Raw genomic sequence first — 18,370 nt, forward strand, 5'->3', positions numbered from 1 at the left:
GAAACCGGGGTCTGGCCGCCGGAAGTCGTCACTGACGGAGAAGAGTGTGTTGCGGATCGCAGGTAACTTCTGTCTCATTGTGAGACTGCGGTAACCCGGGGCAGCCGTCACGATGGCTGCCGTGGGCCAATGAGCGCACCGAACAGCGCGTGACGTCGAAGGAGACGGTGGTGACGCAAGGACACGGGGCCAACTCGCAGATCAGCGTCCTGCGGGAGAAGTTTCTCTCGCGACCCCTGCCCGAACTCCCCGGCGTGCGGGACATCATTTCCGCGTCCTGGCGCCGCGCGCTCGAACACCGGGTCGACACCGACCAGCCCGACCCCGTCTTCGTCGCCGACCCCGACGGCGAAAGTCTCCTGGTCCGCAGCGCCAAGCCGGTGCTGGACAACCTCGCCTCGGAACTCGGCGACCCTCCGGTCGCCATCCTGCTCACCGACTCCGACGGGCTCGTGGTCAGCAGGACCACCGTCGATCGCAGCCTGGACAGCGGCCTGGACCGCATCCTGCTCGCGCCCGGCTACAGCTACGCCGAGAGCTCCATCGGGACCAACGGGATCGGCACGACGCTCGAATGCCAGCAGCCGGTGCTGGTGTCCGGATTCGAGCATTTCAACAGCGGCCTCGCCCAGTTCGAATGCGCCGGTGCGCCGATCCATCACCCCGTGCGCGGTCACCTGGTCGGCGTACTCGATCTGACGTCCTGGTCGGGCACCCCCGGCCCGCTGCTGCTGACGCTGGCGCGCCGCACGGCCAAGCAGATCGAGGAGGCGATGCTCGCCGGCGTCGGCGCCCGCGAACTGGCTTTGCTGCGCGAGTACCTCGCCGCCTGTCAGCGGGGATCGGGCGCGATACTGGCCGTCAACGAGGACGTGGTCATGGTCAACAACCAGGCGCAGGAGCTCTACGACGTGGCTGACCGCTCGGCTCTGATCACGCACAGCGGCGATGTCGCGGGATCGTCCAAGCCGGTCACCGTACTGGCGGATCTGCCTTCCGGGATGGTCGCCCGGCTGGAATACCGGCCCGTGTACAGCGGGTCGACGCTCGCCGGCGGGTTGTTCCGGGTGAAGAACCAGGCCGCCTCGCGGCGCACGGCCACGCAACCCGAGCTGAGCCTGCCCGGGGTAGTCGGCGGCAGTCCCGGTTGGCGGCAGACCTGCGCCGCCGCGGAGGCGAGTTTCACCGCCGGAAGCTGGCTGGTGCTCACCGGCGAGCGCGGCACCGGCAAAACCGCACTGGCCACGGCCGTGGCACGCCACCATGCACCGAGCGGCACCCTGCTCGTGCGGGACTGCGAGGGCGTCGACGACTACGAGGAGTGGGCGGCCGCGCTGGACGAGGAGGTCGCCGGGGGCCATTCGCCCGCCGTCATCCTGCGCCACGCCGACACGCTCGGCACCGAGGGTATGCGGCGGCTCACCGACCTGTTCACGATGTGGCAGGGAGCGCCCCCGGCGCACGCCCCGGTGTGGGTGGCCGTCACCCTCAGCGACGTGCGGCGCGATCCGGATGCCGCCGGATGGCTGATGCCGTTCTTCGCCCACACCGTCGAGGTACCGCCGCTGCGGCACCGGATCGAAGACGTGCGCCGCCTGGTGCCGCATCTGCTGGCCCGCCACGCGAAGAGCCGCGATCTGGAGCCGTCGGACGCGTGCCTGCGCCAGCTCATGCGGCTGCCGTGGCCGGGCAACATCCGCCAGCTCGACCGGATGCTGGCCGAGGTCTCGCGGCGGCACCGCTCGGGCAAGATCGAGGTGGCCGACCTGCCCGCGGAATGCCGGACGGTCATGCGGCGCCAGCTCACCCAGCTCGAATCGATCGAACGGGACGCCATCGTCCGCAGCCTTGCGGCCAACGACGGAAACAAGGAACGGGCCGCGGCCGACCTCGGCATGTCCCGCGCCACCATCTACCGCAAGATCCGGGCCTTCGGCATCGTCCCCGGCCCGTGACCTGTCCGGCGCAGCCGAGGGCCCTGGACAACACCTCGCGGGTGTCCGCGGGGTCGGTCACGTCGACGGTGGCCACACTGAGCGCCTTACCCCGTTCGTAGTAGCCGGCCAGCAGTTCCTCGTACCGGTCGCGGCGTGCCCGCAGATCGGTGATGGTGTCGCGTTCCGTGCGGTAGCCCAGCCGGACCGCGACTTCCAGGCCCATGCCACCGAACTCACCGGTCGGCCAGGCCACGGTCAGCGCGGTCGCGAGCAGGTCACCGCCATGGCGCCAAGGCGCCGACGCCGTAGCCCTTGCGCAGCACCACCGCGACCAGCGGCGTGGACAGCCGTGCCCCGGCCACGAACGTCTCCCCGAACCGGCGGACGGTGGCGGTGCGTTCGGCCTCCTGGCCGACCATGAACCTCGTGGTGTCCACAAGCGACACCACGGGCAGCCGGTGCTCGTCGCAGATCCGCAGGAAGCGGGTCGGCTTGTCGGCGGCGTCACCGTCGATCGCTCCGTCGAGATGTCCCGGATCGTTCGCCAGCACGCCGACCGGCCTGCCCGCCGGCCGCGCGAAGGCGGTGACGATCCCGGTGCCGAAGGCAGCCCGGATCTCCAGCACGCTGCCGGTGTCGAACAACGTCTCCGGCACGGGCCGGATGTCGTAGACCCGCACCCGGTTCTCCGGGACGAGGTTCCGCAGCATGCGCTGGTCCGCGCAGGCGACGTCCTGGGCGGCCACTCCGGTCACCGTGCGCAGGTAGACACGAGCCGTCGCGACGGCGGCAGCCTCGTCCGGGACCAGCACGTCGACCACGCCGTTGGGCACCTGCACCGGCATCGGTCCGACGTCCTGTGGCGCCACCACGCCGAGCCCGGCGCCCTGTTACGTGAATGTCGGCAGTCTTCGCGTTGAGGAGGCTTGAGTCTAGCCGTGACTCGGGCCCACAAACCCCTCGGCACGAATCTGGCTTCACCGAAATTAGCGCCCCACCTACGACCCTGCCACCAGACGCCTGCTGTCCGTCACACCACCGTTGCCTCTCTGGGATCCGCAAGGAGGGAACGGCTACACCTGCGGCTGATCGGGTTCTTCGCTGATGGGGACACGGGCGCACGGGACTTCGCCTGACGCAGGATGGCCCGCACGTCCCGGGGGACGCCGGTTAGTAGCACAGCTAGCCACCCCGAGCGCCGGGGCCAGTGCCGCCCAGCTGGTGCCGTTCGAGCGGGCCGCGCTGATCAGTTCCGGTTCCCACGCACTGAGCTCATCGCGCACCGCGCGCAGCGCGGCCAGCGCGTCGAGCAGTTGCTCGCGCTCCGCGCCACCTTTCCGGGCGGCGACGACCACGGCGCGAATGTCGCCGAGAGTCGTGATCGACGACTACCCCGCCGCGTCATCGGCTGGCGCACGTCCACGTCGATGACCGCCCAGCTGGTACTGGACGCCATCGGCCATGCGATCTGGACCCGCCAGCGCGAAGGCCGGCCGATCGCCGGTGTGATCCAACATCACGACCGCGGCAGTCGACACACCTCCGTGGCCTACAGCGAGCGCCTGGCCGCTGACGACATCCGCGGGAGCGTGGGCGCGACCGGCGCTTCCTACGACAACACTCTGGCCGAGTCGATCAACGGGCTCCACGAGACCGAGCTGATCAAGTCACAGGCCCCTGGCGCACCGTCGACCACATCGAGGTCGCCACCGCCGAACGGGTCGATTGGTTCAACCAACGCAGGCTCGACGAGTACTGCGGCGACATCCCACCGGCCGAGATGGAGAACCGCTACTACGCTCGGCAAACGACCCCGGCAACCACCGAAGTCTCAAATTAGTCTCCGGACACGCCGGGGCGGTTCAGCCATGGACTCAAGCGTAGCTGGACCCGATTAGTGTGCAGTTCTCGTTCGGTGGAGACGAGAACCACCAGACCAGCGCGCCGCTACGCCTGGCGGTGGCCGCGGCCCTACGCGTTGCCGGTGAGGATGGACATGGCCACGACGCGGATCTCCGCTGCGACGTTTGGCCGGACGTGGAATCGACCGAGGCGAACGAGGTCGTCGATGACCGTCAGGGCCGCGTGGGAGCGGACCCGGGCCGGCCGCAGGCCGATCTCGCTGTTCTCGGTGGTGACGGCGTCGGCCCATTCGGCGACCCGCTGGCGGAGCACGGCTCTGATCTGGCGTTGCAGGTCCGGCGGCAGATACGACACGTCCGAGACGTAGATCCCGACGAGTTCACGGTTACGGAGACAGAAGTCGGTGTACATTCCGACGAGCTCGGCGAGTGCGGGGGTGGGCGTCGCCTTCGAACGAAGGTCGTACTCCTCGGTGAGGCGTTCCGTGGCACGGGAAAAGGCTGCCACCAGGATGTCGGTTTTCGTATTGAAATGGTGGTAGAGACTGGGGCCGGCGAGTCCCGCCGAGGCGCCGATGTCGTCCAGGCTGACACCCGCGTAGCCCCGGCGGAAGAACAGGCCGATGGCGCTTTCCAGCAGCTCGTCACGGCGGGAGTTCGGCGACGGTGCATGGGTGATGGAACCGCCCCGCGTCTCGACCTTCGCCAAGCACTTTTCCAGCTGCAAGTTGAGGATCCTCATCGCGGAGCCGGCCAGTTCGCCGCTGACGAGGGCGCGGGGCACCGATTTCGGCATCGCCGGGCTCGCCAGCGCTGATGTCGCGGCGGTGATCAGCAGCCGGGCCTCGTCAGGCGCGAGCTCGGGACGGTGCTGGCGGAGGCGGCGAACCAGTTTGCCGATCACGCGGTCGAACTGCCGCCGGATCGACGCTTGCGATTCCGGGGCGAGAAACCTGGCCTCGCGCTGGAACAAGGCCCACAGGTAGCGTCGGTCCATCATCAGGTCCGCCATGGCCACGACTAGGTCTTCCAACGAGTCGCCGGCTGTCCGCGCGAGTGTGCGCTCGACGAGGTCGAGGCCGTCCAGGATCGCACCGACCAGGAGATCCTGCTTGTTCTTGAAGTGCCGGTACACCGCCGGTGCGGTCACTCCCACATCGGCCGCGACGTCGGCGAGCGACACCCGGGGGTACCCGTCCCGCTCGAATCGCCGTGCGGCGGCCTCCGTCAGCTGAGCACGTCGTTCGGCCGCGGTGAGTCGTTGTCTCGCTCCACCTGCCGCAGCGCCCGTTGCTGCCATCGCCACCCCGTCCTGTCGGTTCGGCCCCGATACCCGGCTGCTCGGGTACTGCCTCATTCTCCAGGTTGCATTCCGGTACAGGATGGCCGGACCTCTCGGCACTTGCCGGCGTGGCCTTGCGAATCCGGTTTTGGAGACCCGCCCGCCCGCAACCGCCGGAGGCGTGCGTCGAGGACGTTCTGTCACTCGTGGTCCACTGGCTGAGCTGGTGGGTCGTGAAGAGCAGGGTCTCTTGGACAGAGCGGCCGTCGGCCGCGGGGCACGGGCAAGCCGGCAGGCTCCTCGACCTCGTCGTCGGGCGACCCGGTGTTCGTGATCCACGTGACCAAAGCTGCTTCGCGCGCTTGGTCAGCGTCCAGCCGCTCATCGAGCCCTACTACCGTCGCGGCATTACGCGTACGTTTCGTTGTCGTGTACCTGCTTCAGGTCGTGTCCCGCGCAGAAACTGAGCCCCGCGCGGCCGAACACGACTGCCCGGCCCGGGCTTTCGCCGAGCATCCTGCGCGTCGTGCACGGACGCCCGGTTGTGGTTACCCGCGTACGCGGTTCACGCCGGTGACGAGCAGCGAGGATTCTTCGTTGCCACTCATGCGGAGAACCCGCCGTCCGCGACGAGCGTGTGGCCGGTGATCCACCGGGCGCGTCCGACATCAGGAATGCCGCGGCCTCTGCAATGTCATCCGGCGCGCCGAATCGCCTGAGTGGCATCGACTCTCGCGATGCCTTCAGCATCTTCTTGTCGCAGCCCCCACGTTCCAGTAGTTCTTCCCATGTCCCTTCACCTTCGACGAGTCCGCCGGTGACGTGGTTCGCCCAGGAGCAAGAGTCCGCCACGTCCGTGTTCACCCTGGTGGCGAACCGGGCTGGAGTATGGGGGAGATGTGTCCCGGTGGATTCGAAGGTCCCGGCGGCGTCGACGATGTCGTCCATGCCACCCTCGACACTGTCCACCGCAGACCGAGCGGGAGGCCCCGCCGGCCAGATCAAGTTGGACTGTGCCGGCTTGGCTGTCCTCCGCACGCACCTTGGCTGCCGCCTATCCGGCACGTCCGGCCTGATTGCGGTACGCGAAGGTGTCCCGGACGACACGGCATCCGATCGCGCACCCAAGACGCCTGAACCTCCGGCGATCAACACTTGCCGCATTGACTGCGTCATCCGAGGGCTGCGTGGCGGTGAGGCAGCGACCGGCTTGTGGTGGATATCTCGGCCGCTTCTTGGTCCGATCGGTATCGGCATCCGGCGGTGGAGCTCATGTCGGCGAGTGTCCGGGCTTCGTGTCCTCGATGCGAGTGTGGCGGTCGCCGACCCGTCCTCCGTGGAGACCGCCGCACCGGGCTCGTCCAAACCGGACACGCGCACGGCCTGGTTGTGGCGGGGATCCGGTCGGAGGTGTTCCTGGTCCGTCGTGGGCAGCGTTCGAACCCGTGCTTACGGTTGACCCAACAACGGTCTCACCACCGTAAGGCGACATAAGGAAGATTATGTCTCCTTCGGGTATCGGCGCGAGCCGATACTAGGAGGTGTTCGCCCTGACTGGCCGAGCCATCACCCGATTGGGTGTAGCTCGGCTGTTGGGCTCGCCTGCCTTTATGACCCAAGAGAGCGTCCTGGCCAGCATCTTTGGGGTGAAAAGGTGGCCAAGTCTGTCGGTTGTGGAGGGATGGCGGGAGCGAGCTTCGCCTACGAATCTCTCGGCACCTTGTTGTCTAGAATCTAGTTTATGTTAGGCTCCTCCGCGCTGGGTGAGCCCGATCACGGAAGCGCCCGGCTGGAACTTTGACCGGAGGGGCGCGAGAGTGCCGGCCTCCGGGAGTTCGACGATGGTGCGCCGGCGCACGCCGTGCTGCTCGGCGCACCTGAGTGCCGAGAGAACGGACTTCAGTGTGGACGTGCGTGCCTTACGGTGTGATTCGGTAGGAGCGACTCCGACCGCCGGCTCCTGTGTGGACACCTCACATTCGGTTGTCGGTCGTGATGGATTTACGCGCAGTCACCGGTGGATCGTCAGTGCGACTGCGATGTTCGTGCTTCCGGGGCGGCTGTCCGGGGCGGTGCGGGGATGGTTGGTATGACGGAAACTGCGCAGCGTGCCCAAACCCTCGAGGGCGGATTCCTCCGTCCGCCGAGTAGGTTCGCCCGGCTGGTGACACCGCTCGGTGCCTTTTTCGGCATGTCGATCGAGGCGTTCCGGACGATGTTCAAACGCCCGCTGCAGTGGCGTGAGTTTGTCCAGCAGACGTGGTTCATCGCCCGGGTTTCGATCGGCCCCGCGATCTTCGTCGGTATTCCGCTCACCTGTCTGGTCACGTTTCAGTTCAACGAGGTGCTGCGGGAAGTCGGCGCGATCGATCTGAGCGGTTCGGGTGCGGCACTGGCGACGGTCACCCAGATCGGTCCGGTGGTGGCGACACTCGTTGTCGCGGGTGCCGGAGCCACTGCGATCTGTGCTGATTTGGGGGCTCGCACCATCCGTGAAGAGATCGACGCGATGGAGGTCCTCGGTATCAACGTCGTGCACCGGCTGGTTGCGCCGCGGGTGCTCGCCTCAATCTTTTGCGGGGTCATGCTCAACGCGTTGATCATCCTGATCGGGCTGGCGGGTGGCTACGTGTTCTCCGTGTACTTGCAGGGCGCTTCGCCTGCTCTGTACGTGGCCGACTTGAATCTCCTGATCGGTGTTCCCGATCTGGTCCAGAGTGAATGCAAGGCGCTGGTGTTCGGCATGCTCGCCGGGCTTGTCGGTTGTTACCGCGGGTTGAGTGTGAAAGGCGGACCAAAAGCGGTCGGCAACGCGGTGAACGAAACCGTTGTCTATTCGTTCATGACGTTGTTCGTGGCGAACCTGTTCCTGACCGCGTTGCCCTACCAGCTCGGGCTTGTCGGCAAATAGCACGTGATGCCACGTGATGAGAGGACGATCCGCGATGGAGACGAGCAAAGTGTCACCCTTCGCGCGTTTCAAGCGCGCGGCCGGCGCGCCCGTCCGGCTCCTTGAGACGCTGGGCGACCAGGGGACCTTCTATCTGCGTGTTTTCGCGTGGGTGTACCGGGCGATCTTCCGGTACAAGAAGGAACAGACCCGTCTGGTCGCCGAGGTAGGTATGGGAAGTGGTGCGCTGGCGCTGATCGGCGGGTCGGTCGCCATCACCGGCTTTATGACGTTTTTCGTCGGTACGAGCTCGGGTGTACAGGGTTATCAGGCACTACGACAGGTCGACTTGACTGCATTGTCGGGATTCGCGTCCGCGTTCATCAATACCCGCCTCGCGGCACCGATCATCGCGGGCGCTGGGCTCGCGGCGACCGTGGGCACGGGAATCACGGCGCAGCTCGGGGCGATGCGGATCAGCGAGGAGATCGACGCGCTCGAAGTGATGAGCGTGCCTTCGCTGCCATATCTGGTCAGCACTCGGTTGATCGCGGGCCTGATCGCCGTGGTTCCGCTTTACGCACTGGCGCTGATTCTCAGCTACCTCGGCTACGAGGCGGTTTCAGTGCTGTTCTACGGGGTTTCCTCGGGTGGTTACACCCATTACTTCTACGCTTTCCTGCAGCCGATCGACATTCTCTATTCCTTCGTACAGGCGATGGCGATGGCTGTGGTGGTGATCCTCGTCCACTGCTACTACGGATACACGGCGAAGGGCGGTCCAGCTGGTGTGGGGGAGGCGGTCGGCCGCGCGGTCCGGACCTCACTGATCGGCGTGACGACCGTCACCCTCTTCGTCGCTCTCGCCGTTTACGGCGGCCACGACACCCTGCGGATCTCGGGATAGGAACCGGCGATGTCTCAAGTCACCCTGGATTCCCCCATCACCAAGCGCGTGTCAGGGCTCGGCATGCTGGTCGTCTTCGCCGGGATCGTCGCTCTTGTCTTGGCCATGTTCAACGGGGCGTTCACGTCGACGACCACTGTGTCCCTGCAGGCTGACCGGGCCGGTCTCATGATGGCCGCCAAGGATCGGGTCAAGTACCACGGCGTGCAGGTTGGCTCCGTGTCCTCGGTGGAGCTGAACGGGAACATTGTCAAGATCGTGATGCAACTGGATCCCAGTCAGGCGTCCATAATCCCGGCCAATGTCACCGCGGCGATCAGCCCGGAGACCGCTTTCGGCAACAAGTTCATCGAATTGCAGTCACCGCGGGCTCCCGCGCCCGGGCGGCTGCGAAACGGCACCGTGCTCATCGCCGATCATATCGGCACGGAGATCAACACCGTGTTTCAGAATCTGATGAACGTGCTGACGGTGGTCAAGCCGAGCCAGGTCAATGAAACCCTGCAGGCCCTGTCGTCGTCGTTGCAAGGGCGAGGTGACCAGCTCGGGCGATTCCTCAGTGAGATCAACTCCTATCTCGGATCGTTCAATCCGTTGCTGCCCGAGCTTGACCGGGACATGATCCAAGTGAGCAATGTCAGCAACCTTTACGCCGACATTTCCCCTCAATTCTTCAAGACATTGGAGAACGCGACCCAGATCGGCGCGACCGTGACGGACAAACAGGTCGCACTACACGATTTCTTGCAAGAACTGACGAGGCTTGGTGCCACTGGCACCGACTTGTTCAAGCAGAACGGCCAGAACCTGATCGACACGATGAGGCTACTCGAGCCCACGAGTGCCTTGCTGGACAAGTACTCGCCCGAGCTCTCATGCTTCCTGCAGGGTGAGGACAATGCCCGTCGGCTACTGGAACCCGCACTGGGTGGCAAGAAGCAATCGGGCGTGCTCACGGTGAACATCCTTCCCGGCAAGGAGCCGTACCAGTACCCCAATGACCTTCCGGAGGTCAACGCGGCATCCGGTCCGGACTGTCACGGGTTGCCGAACCTCGCGAACACACCGGTGCCGGCGCCGGAGATCGTGATAACCGGGAACGGCTATGTTCCTCCGTCCGGACAAGGCTCGGACGATGTCCAGCTCGGGAACCCGCCGTTGCAGCTTCTCCTTGACCCGACCAGGCGCCAGCAAGGAGCGAAATGAAGCGGTCATCGGCGATCGCCGTACGGGGAGATCTCATCCGCGTCGGCATATTCGCCGTCATCGGAGTCGTGATCATCACGCTGCTCGGCATTCAGCTCTCGGGCACCCAGTTCAACGACGAGAGCAACTACGCCGCGGCGTTCACCGATGTCAGTGGCTTGCGAGCCGGCGACGAAGTGCGGGCTGCCGGTGTCCGCGTCGGATCAGTCGAGGACATCGCACTGGCCGACGGCGTTCCGCGCATCACCTTCACAGTCGACAAGAACGTGTCGATGACCGACGATGTCCACGCTGCGGTCCGCTACAAGAACCTTATCGGCGACCGCTATCTCGAGCTGTCCAAAGCAGGCGAATCGATCGTGCTGCTGGCCCCGGGAGCGACGATCCCGGCCACCCGTACGTCGCCCGCATTGGATCTCGACTCATTGCTCAACGGTTTCCAGCCCTTGTTCCAGGGTCTGCAGCCAGACCAGATCAATCAGCTGTCCCAGGAGCTCATCACGGTCCTGCAGGGTGAAGGCGGAACGATCCAGGACCTGCTGGGCCACATTGGCTCCCTGACCAGCACCCTCGCGGACCGTGACCAGGTCATCGGAAGCGTGATCACGAACATGAACAGTGTGTTGGGCACCGTCAACCAGCACGGCAGTGAGTTCTCCGTGACGCTTTCGCGGCTACAACAGCTGGTGAGCGGGCTCGCCGCGGACCGGCAAGTGCTCGGGTCATCGCTCGACCGCATCGCGTCGCTGACCGGGTCGTTCAACACGATGCTCGAGCAGGTCAGGCCCTCGTTGAGGTCCACGGTGGACCAGTTCGGCCGGACGATCACCAACGTCGACGCCGACAAGGGCGAGCTGGATCAGAACTTGAAGGATCTCGTGGACTTCTATACCCGGGCGAGCAGGATTGGCGCGTACGGGAGTTTCACCAACGCTTACCTGTGCGGGCTGCAGATCAAGCTGACCGGCCCCGATGGCAAGACGATCTACACGCCGTGGATCGATTCGAACAGCAGCAGCGAACGTTGCAGGGACAACTGATGAAGACCTTCCGCGAGATGAACCACACCCGCGTCGGCGTCATCGGTGTCGTCGCGGTAGTGGCCGCCATGCTGATCCTGTTCAACATCACCACATTCCCGCAGCTGACCGGTGCGACCGAGTACACCGCGGATTTCGCCAACGCGGGTGGCCTGCAATCCGGCGACGCCGTGCGGATAGGCGGAGTCCAGGTCGGCAAGGTCAGGGACTTGACGCTCGCCGGCGACAAGATAGTCGTGACCTTCGACATCACCGATGACAACGCCCGCATCGGCGACGAGAGCACGCTGGCGATCAAGACGGAAACCCTGTTGGGAAGGAAGTTCCTGGCGATCACCGGCAGAGGGGCCAAGGCCGCTGATCCCGGCGCCGCGATCCCGGTGTCGCGCACTCAGGTGCCCTATGACCTCACGACGCAGCTGGGCGATCTCGCCACCACGTCGGGACAGATCGATGTCACCCAGCTGTCACAGGCATTGGATTCGGTCTCGGGTGCCCTTGCCGGCTCGCCACCGGAAATGAAGCAGGCACTGACGGGTTTGAGCAGGTTGTCGCAGACCATCTCCTCCCGCGACGGTGAGATCCAGCAGCTGCTGACCAACGCGGAGGGAGTGACCGGTGTGCTGGCCGACCGCAACAAGCAGCTGACGCAACTGTTCGTCGACGGCAATTCGCTACTGTCCGAGCTCGTGGCCCGCCGACAGGCCATTCACGACTTGCTGGTCAACGTCGGTGCTGTCGCCGATCAGCTGTCCGGCTTGGTCAAGGACAACCAGGCCCAACTGGGCCCGACGCTGACCCACCTGAATTCCGTGCTGGACATGTTGCGGCAAAACGAAGGCAACATCGCGACCGCACTCGAGCAGCTCGGTCCCTACGCGACGCGGCTGGGATCGGCGATCTCCAGCGGACCGTTCTGGGATGCCTACATCCAGAACCTGATCCCGGGCAACCTCATTCCCTTACCAGCCTTGCCTGGCAGCGAGGGCGCCGCCACCCAGGCCACCGGAGGTCGCTGATGGTTCGCGTGAAATGGCCCCGTCTCGACGGAAAACGGGCTTGGGCCTACAAGATTCTCGCCGGATTCGTCGTGCTGGCTCTGCTGGCGGCCGGTGCGGTGATCTACCTGGGGAGCGGAAGGACGACAGGTAACGTCGTTTTTCCCACCGCGACGAGCCTGTATGCCGGCGACGACGTCCGCATCCTCGGCCTCAAAGTCGGCTCGGTCGACGAGGTCACCCCCGCCGCGGACGGAGTCCACGTCCGCTTCCACTACGACTCGAAATACCACGTCCCTGCGGAGGCGCGGGCGGCCATCGTCTCCCCGGCACTGGTCTCCTCGCGATATGTGGAGCTGACGCCCGCATACACCGGCGGCCCAGAGCTCGCCGACGGCGACACCATCCCCGTACAGCGCACCGCGGTGCCGGTCGAATTCGACCAGATCAAAGATGAGCTGAACAAGCTGGCGTCCGGCCTCGGCCCGGACGGGGCCAACAAGTCCGGTTCACTGACCCGGCTTCTGGACACCGGGGCCAGCTACCAAGGGCAGGGACAGGACTTCCACGACACGATCCAGCAAGTGACGCAGGCGATCCAGACGTTGTCGGACGGGAGGACGGACTTGTTCGGCACGGTGCGAAACCTGGCGGTGTTCGTGAGCGCGCTGAACGCCAGCGACGACCAGATCACGCAGTTCATGGGCAGGCTCGACAGTGTTTCCGCGACGCTGAACGACAATCGGGACAATTTCTCCACGGCCATCTCACAACTGGACACCGCGGCCGCGGACGTGCAGACGTTCCTGGCGAGCAACCGTGGCCAACTCAAGGACGGAACCGACAAACTGTCGGAGCTGCTCGGGGTCGTCGCGAACGAGCGTGACGCTCTCGCGCAGGCCCTGCACGTGGCGCCGACGGTCCTGTCGAACGCCTACAACATCTACGACCCGCTGAGCGGCGCGTTCACCGGCTCGCTCCAGGTCGCCAACCTGCAAAATCCGGCCCTGTTCGTCTGTTCCGGAATCGGCGCTGCGGCGAAGGCGACTCCGGTCGAAGCCGGCCAGTTGTGCCAGCAGACGCTGGGGCCGCTGCTGAACCTGCTGCAGGTCAACTACCCGCCGGTGGGGGTCAATCCGATCGTTCGGCCCGGTACCCCCGGCAGCGGCACTGTCCGGCCGACCGGACCGGGTACACCAGCCGGCCCGGGCACCTCGCAGAGTCCGGCGGTCGTGCCCGATTCCGGTGGTGCGATGGCGAAGACGCTCGGACAGCTCCTCGGCGGACAGGAGACGAAGTGATGCGACCGGTACGCACGTTGGCTCCGCTGTGCCTGGTGGGCGCGCTCACCCTCAGCGGGTGTATGGCGGGTGGTCTCGGCGCGGTCCCGTTACCCGGCACCGAAGGCCGGGATCAGGGCTCATACACCGCGAAGATCGAGCTCCCCAACGCCTCCGAGATCTATCCCAATACCCGGGTCATGGTCGACAACGTCGACGTCGGCACTGTGACCTCGGTGCGGCTGCAGAACTGGCATGCCGAAGCAACGGTCTCCCTCAACCCGGGCGTGGTGCTGCCGGCCAACGCCGAAGCCAGCGTCGGCCAGACCACCTTGTTGGGGGCGAAGTACCTCGCGCTGGATCCGCCGACCGGAGCGGCGGCGCAAGGAAAGCTCACCGACGGAGCGATCATCCAGCTCGGACAGAGTCACAACTATCCGGACACCGAAGATGTACTCGCCAGCGTTTCCCTGCTGCTCAACGGCGGCGGGCTGCAGCAGGTCCAGACCATTACGACCGAGCTCAACAAAGCTCTCGGAAACGGCCGCGACGTACAAGTCCGGCAGACGCTGCAGCAGATGGACACCTTGACCAGCACTCTCGACCGGCAGCGCAACGACATCACCGCCGCCATCGACGGGCTCGACCGCTTGGGACGCCAGGCCAAAGAGCACGACCAGGTGATCCAGGACGTGCTCACCCAGATGCCGGCGGCACTGCAGACACTGAACCAGGAACGAACCACCTTGACCGATGCGCTGAACAGCCTCGGGACGTTCTCGGACTCGGCGACCAGCACCGTCAACGAGCTCCGTGACACCCTGACGCGCAACCTGGAGAACCTGACGCCGGTCCTGCAGGGGCTGGCGGACTCGGGGCACGCCCTCGTCGGCTCCACCGGGCTGCTGGCCACGGGGTTGTTCCCGCTCAAGACGAACAGGAGTCTGTTCAAGGGCGACTACGCGAGCCTTTCGATCATTTTGGACCTGACCGATTCGGCGATCAGCAAGTACTACCTCGCCCTGCTCCAGGGGACCCCGCTGGGCAATGTGCTTCCCGGGCTCGGCGGGGCCGCGGGCAATCCGCTCCAGGCACCTGTCGGTGGCAAATACGAGGGCGTCGGCGGGACTGGCCCGCTTCCCGCTCCACCACCGAGCAACGATCAGGATCCCTCGCAGGCGGCCGGCAGCGTCAACGGATTGATCAACGGCCTCCTCGGCGGGCTGACCGGCGGACAGGCAGGTGGCCGATGATCCCCAGGTTCGTCCGCGTTCAGCTGCTGATCTTCGCGATCGTCAGCGTGGTGAGCATCGCCGTGGTGGTCGTGGTGTACGCGCAGGTGCCGACCTTGCTGGGAATCGGCCAGCGCACGCTCAACGTCAAGCTCACCGACGCGGCGGGGCTGTACGTGGGCTCCCGCGTCACTTACAACGGGGTCGAGATCGGCCGGGTCACGTCCGTGACCGCCAGCCCCGACGGGGCGAACGCCGCACTGTCGGTCAGCAGCGATTACCGGATCCCCAGTGATGCCCGCGCGAACGTGCACAGCGTGTCCGCCATCGGTGAGCAGTACATCGACCTTGCGCCGGGAAGCGCCCAGCAGACCAGGTTTCTCGCCGACGGGGCAACCATCCCGGTCGGACGTACCAGCGTGCCCACTCCCACCGGCACGCTCCTGGACAACGCGAACAGCCTCATCGCGTCCGTGCCACCGGACAGCCTGCGGACATCCCTGCAAGAGCTGTCGGCCGCCTTCGACGGCACCGGGCCTGACCTCCAGCGCATCCTCGATCAGGCGGGTGCGCTCGTGGGAGATGCCCAGCAGAATTTCGGGCCTACTCAACAGTTGATCCAGGACGCGGGCCCGCTGCTGAACACCCAGACCGTGAGCAGCCCGCAGATCCGGGCTCTGGTCAACAGCCTCGCCGGCTTCACCGACACGGTCCATGCCGACGACGCCACCATCCGATCGCTGGTCGACCGCGGGATCCCCGCGGCGCAACAAGTCGACGGCCTGTTCCAGGACCTCAAGCCCACGCTGCCGATCCTGCTGGCCAACCTGTCGAGCGTGGAACAGGTCCTGGTGACCTACAACCCGGCGATCGAGGATGTACTGGTCACCTATCCGGCCTTGACCACCGCGCTCATTTCGGCCACCGCGCCGCATCAAGACGACCAGAGTCTCGCCATCGACTTCCGGACGACGGCACTGACACCGCCGCCTTGCACTACCGGGTTCCTGCCTGCGGATCAGCACCGGTCGCCGGATGATCTCAGTGAGGTGTCCACCCCGGACGATCTGTACTGCAAGCTGCCCCACGACGACCCGACCGAGGTCCGGGGTGTGCGCAACATTCCCTGTCTCGACGCTCCCGGGCGCCGTGCCGCGACCGTGCAGGAGTGCGCCGGCGCGGGTTTCCAGCCGACGCAACAGAAGAACACCGCGTTTCCGGCGGGCAGCCCGCTCGGGAACCTGACTTCCGCTCTGTACGACCCGAAGACCGGCTCAGGAGTTTCCGCGGACGGACAGTTGTTCGACCTCGGTGGGATCGGAATCAACGGAAAGTCGAAGGAGGACCTTACATGGCAACGAATGCTGCTCGCTCCGGTGGAACGATGACCGAGCCCGACGAAACGGGGCGGGATGCGATTCCGGACGACACCATCGTGGACGAGGAAACCGTGCCGGGTGACGTGACTCCGGATGAGGAGGCCGTGGACGGGACGAGTCCCCTGGCCGCTCGTCCTCGCCCCAGCCCGTTCCCGCGCAAGTCCGTTTCCGACGAGGCGGGCGACTCGCCGGATGCCACGGACGATCGGGACGAGGACGCGGACCAGGCCCGGCCGAAGCCGCGAAAAAGGCTCCATGGCTGGTTGATCGCAGCCACGCTGGTGATCTGCCTCGCGCTCGTCGCAGTCGGGGCCATGGCCGGCTTCGCCTTGTGGCGCGGGCACGAGCAAGACCTCGACCGGGCCGCCGCAGCCGACGCCGCGCGGGCCGAGGTCACCAACATCCTGACGATCGACCCGAAAACGGTCGACGTGGATGTGCAGCACATCATCGATGGCTCCACCGGGGCGTTCAAGACCGACTTCACCTCGCGCAAGGACGTGTTCGCCGACGTGGTCAAGGAACAGAACGTCAGCTCGACCAGCGACATCCGGTCCATCGGTGTCGAGTCGTCGACCGTGAGCCAGGCCAGTGTGCTCGTCGCGGCGACATCGACCGTGACCAACACGGCGTCGTCCGGTCAGCCGCAGCCGCGGGACTACCGGATTCGGGTGCAGCTGGACAAGGAAGCGGGCCACTGGCTGGCCTCGCAGATCGAATTCGTGCCGTGACCGGAGGAGTAGCAGCGATGGCCGCAGAAACCACAGTCGACGAACGCGATGAATTGGACGACCGGCGCGACCAGAGGCCGGAGGAGACACCCGATGAGAACCCGCGGGGAGAGGACGCGGACGAGACGCCGGAGGAAGTGACCGGTGAAGACGAGCCGACGCGCCCGGCTGCCCGCGAACGACGGTCGTGGATCAGCGCCGTTCTGCGCTGGCCGACCACGCCGGTGCGCGCTTTTGCGCGTCTCCTCATGCGAAAGCCCGTGCTCACCCTTTGTGTGCTCGGCGTCATCGCTCTGCTGCTGGCGGGCGGTGTCGGCGTCGTGGCGTACCTGCGACAGCAGCAAACCACAGCGATGGACGCGCGTGGCGCAGCCACGGACGCGGCGCGCTCCGAGATCACCACGATCCTGTCCTACAACTACCAGACCTTCGACCGCGACCTCATGAACGCGACAGAGCTGCTCACCGGCGACTTTCAACAGCAGTACCGGGATCTGATGACCGGTACCGTCCGGACTGCCGCACTGGACCAACAAACCGTGACGAACGCGAGTGTCGCCAGGTCGTCGGTGATTTCGGCGACGCCCGCCAGCGTCGAGACCCTGATCTTCGTGAACCAGACCACGACCAGCAAGGCGAGTCAGGGACCACAGCTCAGCGGAAGCCGAGTGCAAGTGACGATGACCAAGGTGGGGGACCGGTGGCTGATCTCCCACCTGACGCCGCTGTAGCCGCCCGACGCGGATGGCATGCGCGCTTTTCGGACATGCCATCCGCCCTCAGGCGGTGCGGGCGGGCAGGGCCATGCCTTCAGCGCCGAGGACCGGACCGCTGGTTCGCCGCGGCCGCTTCTGTGGCGCGACCGGTCCGGTTCAGGACCATGTCGACGTATTGGTCCAGCGACCACTTGAGGTCGTCCAGGTTGACCGGGGACTGCAGCTGCTGCATCCCGACAACGATGCTCAAGCCCAGCATCGCCAGCCGCTCGATTTCCGGATCGCGCGGCGCGGCATTATGCACGGCTCTGCGGATCAACCCGAGACGAAGCTCGTCGACCTCTTGCTGAACCGCCTGCACCATCGGATCGACCTTGCTCCACGCCCGGATCGCCGCCTCGGCACCGTGTGGCACGGTCATTGCCAGCGTGGTCAGCTTTCGCAGGCGTTCCGTCGGCTCGTCGACCGTTTCCGCTGCTTCGATGAGCTGTTTGGTGAGTTCCTGCCGCCACGTCTGCAAGAACTGGGCGACGAAATCCTGCAAGTTCTTGAAGTAGTTGTAGAAAGAGCCTGTGGTGATGCCCATCACCTTGCACAGCTTCACGACCTGCAGGTCCCGGAACCCTTCCGTGGAAAGGATTTCGAGTGCGCTGTCAAAGTACTCCTGGCGGGTGACCAACGTTGGCACCGCGGCTCCGATCGAGTGTGTGGTGCTCCGTGAGCACAGGTATCCGCTCTTGACTTAATCCATAATAGGCATTATCTGCAGCGGTGACAACCGGCCTGGTGGCCGGATGTGGGTCGTCGGACCAGCGACGTCTGTCGTGTCACTGCGCCCAGTTCTGTGACTGTAGCCGAGTGTGATGACGCAGTCGCGGTCGTCCGTTGCGCATAATCGGATTTATGTTAG

16 protein-coding genes are annotated in these 18,370 nt (G+C 65.7%); 11 read left to right on the forward strand and 5 right to left on the reverse strand.

Annotated features, from left to right (window positions below):
- Positions 1–170: 170 nt before the first annotated feature.
- Positions 171–1,955, forward strand: a complete 1,785-nt coding sequence (locus LWP59_RS05750; RefSeq protein ID WP_229858088.1) for a sigma-54-dependent Fis family transcriptional regulator — start codon at positions 171–173, stop codon at positions 1,953–1,955.
- A 257-nt stretch (positions 1,956–2,212) separates the two neighbouring features.
- Here LWP59_RS05750 and LWP59_RS05755 read toward each other — a convergent pair whose 3' ends face one another.
- From LWP59_RS05755 to LWP59_RS05770, 4 genes are all read right to left on the reverse strand, one after another.
- A complete protein-coding gene (locus LWP59_RS05755; protein WP_229858086.1) occupies positions 2,213–2,782 on the reverse strand; it encodes a carboxyl transferase domain-containing protein in 570 nt (189 codons plus the stop codon).
- A gap of 228 nt (positions 2,783–3,010) precedes the next feature.
- On the reverse strand, positions 3,011–3,292 hold the full coding sequence (locus tag LWP59_RS40880; RefSeq protein ID WP_373299785.1) for a hypothetical protein: 282 nt from the start codon (positions 3,290–3,292) through the stop codon (positions 3,011–3,013).
- 616 nt (positions 3,293–3,908) lie between these two features.
- Positions 3,909–5,156 carry a TetR/AcrR family transcriptional regulator gene (locus tag LWP59_RS05765; RefSeq protein WP_326489614.1) on the reverse strand — a complete coding sequence of 416 codons (1,248 nt, stop codon included), beginning with the start codon at positions 5,154–5,156 and terminating at the stop codon, positions 3,909–3,911.
- A gap of 333 nt (positions 5,157–5,489) precedes the next feature.
- A complete protein-coding gene (locus LWP59_RS05770) occupies positions 5,490–6,029 on the reverse strand; it encodes a Rossmann-fold NAD(P)-binding domain-containing protein (protein WP_144636220.1) in 540 nt (179 codons plus the stop codon).
- A gap of 1,141 nt (positions 6,030–7,170) precedes the next feature.
- Between LWP59_RS05770 and LWP59_RS05775 the strand changes: the two genes are divergently transcribed.
- Genes LWP59_RS05775 through LWP59_RS05820 form a run of 10 tightly spaced genes read left to right on the forward strand, consistent with a single transcriptional unit; the run spans position 7,171 to position 17,475 of the window.
- Positions 7,171–7,992 (forward strand): MlaE family ABC transporter permease, encoded by an 822-nt coding sequence (locus LWP59_RS05775; protein ID WP_222425472.1) that lies wholly within the window; start codon positions 7,171–7,173, stop codon positions 7,990–7,992.
- 34 nt (positions 7,993–8,026) lie between these two features.
- Positions 8,027–8,878, forward strand: coding sequence for an ABC transporter permease (locus LWP59_RS05780; protein ID WP_144636217.1), 852 nt, complete (start codon positions 8,027–8,029; stop codon positions 8,876–8,878).
- Positions 8,879–8,887: 9 nt separating this feature from the next.
- Positions 8,888–10,084: an MCE family protein gene (locus tag LWP59_RS05785; RefSeq protein WP_144636215.1), complete on the forward strand. Its 1,197-nt coding sequence runs from the start codon at positions 8,888–8,890 to the stop codon at positions 10,082–10,084.
- Positions 10,081–11,124, forward strand: a complete 1,044-nt coding sequence (locus LWP59_RS05790) for an MCE family protein (RefSeq protein ID WP_144636212.1) — start codon at positions 10,081–10,083, stop codon at positions 11,122–11,124. Before LWP59_RS05785 ends, LWP59_RS05790 begins: the two co-directional genes overlap by 4 nt.
- Positions 11,124–12,143 (forward strand): MCE family protein, encoded by a 1,020-nt coding sequence (locus LWP59_RS05795; RefSeq protein WP_144636208.1) that lies wholly within the window; start codon positions 11,124–11,126, stop codon positions 12,141–12,143. Before LWP59_RS05790 ends, LWP59_RS05795 begins: the two co-directional genes overlap by 1 nt.
- Complete coding sequence (locus LWP59_RS05800) at positions 12,143–13,423, forward strand: MCE family protein (protein WP_144636205.1); 1,281 nt, start codon at positions 12,143–12,145, stop codon at positions 13,421–13,423. Before LWP59_RS05795 ends, LWP59_RS05800 begins: the two co-directional genes overlap by 1 nt.
- Before the next feature lie 35 nt (positions 13,424–13,458).
- On the forward strand, positions 13,459–14,655 hold the full coding sequence (locus LWP59_RS05805) for an MCE family protein (protein WP_186383149.1): 1,197 nt from the start codon (positions 13,459–13,461) through the stop codon (positions 14,653–14,655).
- The gene (locus tag LWP59_RS05810) at positions 14,652–16,022 is read left to right on the forward strand and encodes an MCE family protein (protein WP_144636200.1); all 1,371 of its coding nucleotides are present in this window, start codon (positions 14,652–14,654) and stop codon (positions 16,020–16,022) included. Before LWP59_RS05805 ends, LWP59_RS05810 begins: the two co-directional genes overlap by 4 nt.
- Positions 16,019–16,744 carry a hypothetical protein gene (locus LWP59_RS05815; protein ID WP_144636197.1) on the forward strand — a complete coding sequence of 242 codons (726 nt, stop codon included), beginning with the start codon at positions 16,019–16,021 and terminating at the stop codon, positions 16,742–16,744. Before LWP59_RS05810 ends, LWP59_RS05815 begins: the two co-directional genes overlap by 4 nt.
- Positions 16,745–16,761: 17 nt before the next feature.
- Entirely contained in the window at positions 16,762–17,475 is a 714-nt protein-coding gene (locus LWP59_RS05820; protein ID WP_144636195.1) for a hypothetical protein, read from the forward strand.
- Between the two features lie 79 nt (positions 17,476–17,554).
- Here LWP59_RS05820 and LWP59_RS05825 read toward each other — a convergent pair whose 3' ends face one another.
- On the reverse strand, positions 17,555–18,148 hold the full coding sequence (locus tag LWP59_RS05825) for a TetR/AcrR family transcriptional regulator (protein ID WP_186383148.1): 594 nt from the start codon (positions 18,146–18,148) through the stop codon (positions 17,555–17,557).
- Positions 18,149–18,370 lie beyond the last annotated feature (222 nt).

The organism is Amycolatopsis acidiphila, assembly GCF_021391495.1.
GTDB classification, from domain to species: domain Bacteria; phylum Actinomycetota; class Actinomycetes; order Mycobacteriales; family Pseudonocardiaceae; genus Amycolatopsis_E; species Amycolatopsis_E acidiphila.

Coding starts and splice junctions, on each gene's coding strand:
- LWP59_RS05815 (WP_144636197.1), top strand. CDS start 16,019: ATGACCGAGCCCGACGAAACGGGGCGGGATGCGATTCCGGACGACACC.
- LWP59_RS05785 (WP_144636215.1), top strand. CDS start 8,888: ATGTCTCAAGTCACCCTGGATTCCCCCATCACCAAGCGCGTGTCAGGG.
- LWP59_RS05775 (WP_222425472.1), top strand. CDS start 7,171: ATGACGGAAACTGCGCAGCGTGCCCAAACCCTCGAGGGCGGATTCCTC.
- LWP59_RS05790 (WP_144636212.1), top strand. CDS start 10,081: ATGAAGCGGTCATCGGCGATCGCCGTACGGGGAGATCTCATCCGCGTC.
- LWP59_RS05820 (WP_144636195.1), top strand. CDS start 16,762: ATGGCCGCAGAAACCACAGTCGACGAACGCGATGAATTGGACGACCGG.
- LWP59_RS05780 (WP_144636217.1), top strand. CDS start 8,027: ATGGAGACGAGCAAAGTGTCACCCTTCGCGCGTTTCAAGCGCGCGGCC.
- LWP59_RS05755 (WP_229858086.1), bottom strand. CDS start 2,782: ATGCCGGTGCAGGTGCCCAACGGCGTGGTCGACGTGCTGGTCCCGGAC.
- LWP59_RS05765 (WP_326489614.1), bottom strand. CDS start 5,156: ATGAGGCAGTACCCGAGCAGCCGGGTATCGGGGCCGAACCGACAGGAC.
- LWP59_RS05795 (WP_144636208.1), top strand. CDS start 11,124: ATGAAGACCTTCCGCGAGATGAACCACACCCGCGTCGGCGTCATCGGT.
- LWP59_RS05810 (WP_144636200.1), top strand. CDS start 14,652: ATGATCCCCAGGTTCGTCCGCGTTCAGCTGCTGATCTTCGCGATCGTC.
- LWP59_RS05800 (WP_144636205.1), top strand. CDS start 12,143: ATGGTTCGCGTGAAATGGCCCCGTCTCGACGGAAAACGGGCTTGGGCC.
- LWP59_RS05770 (WP_144636220.1), bottom strand. CDS start 6,029: ATGGACGACATCGTCGACGCCGCCGGGACCTTCGAATCCACCGGGACA.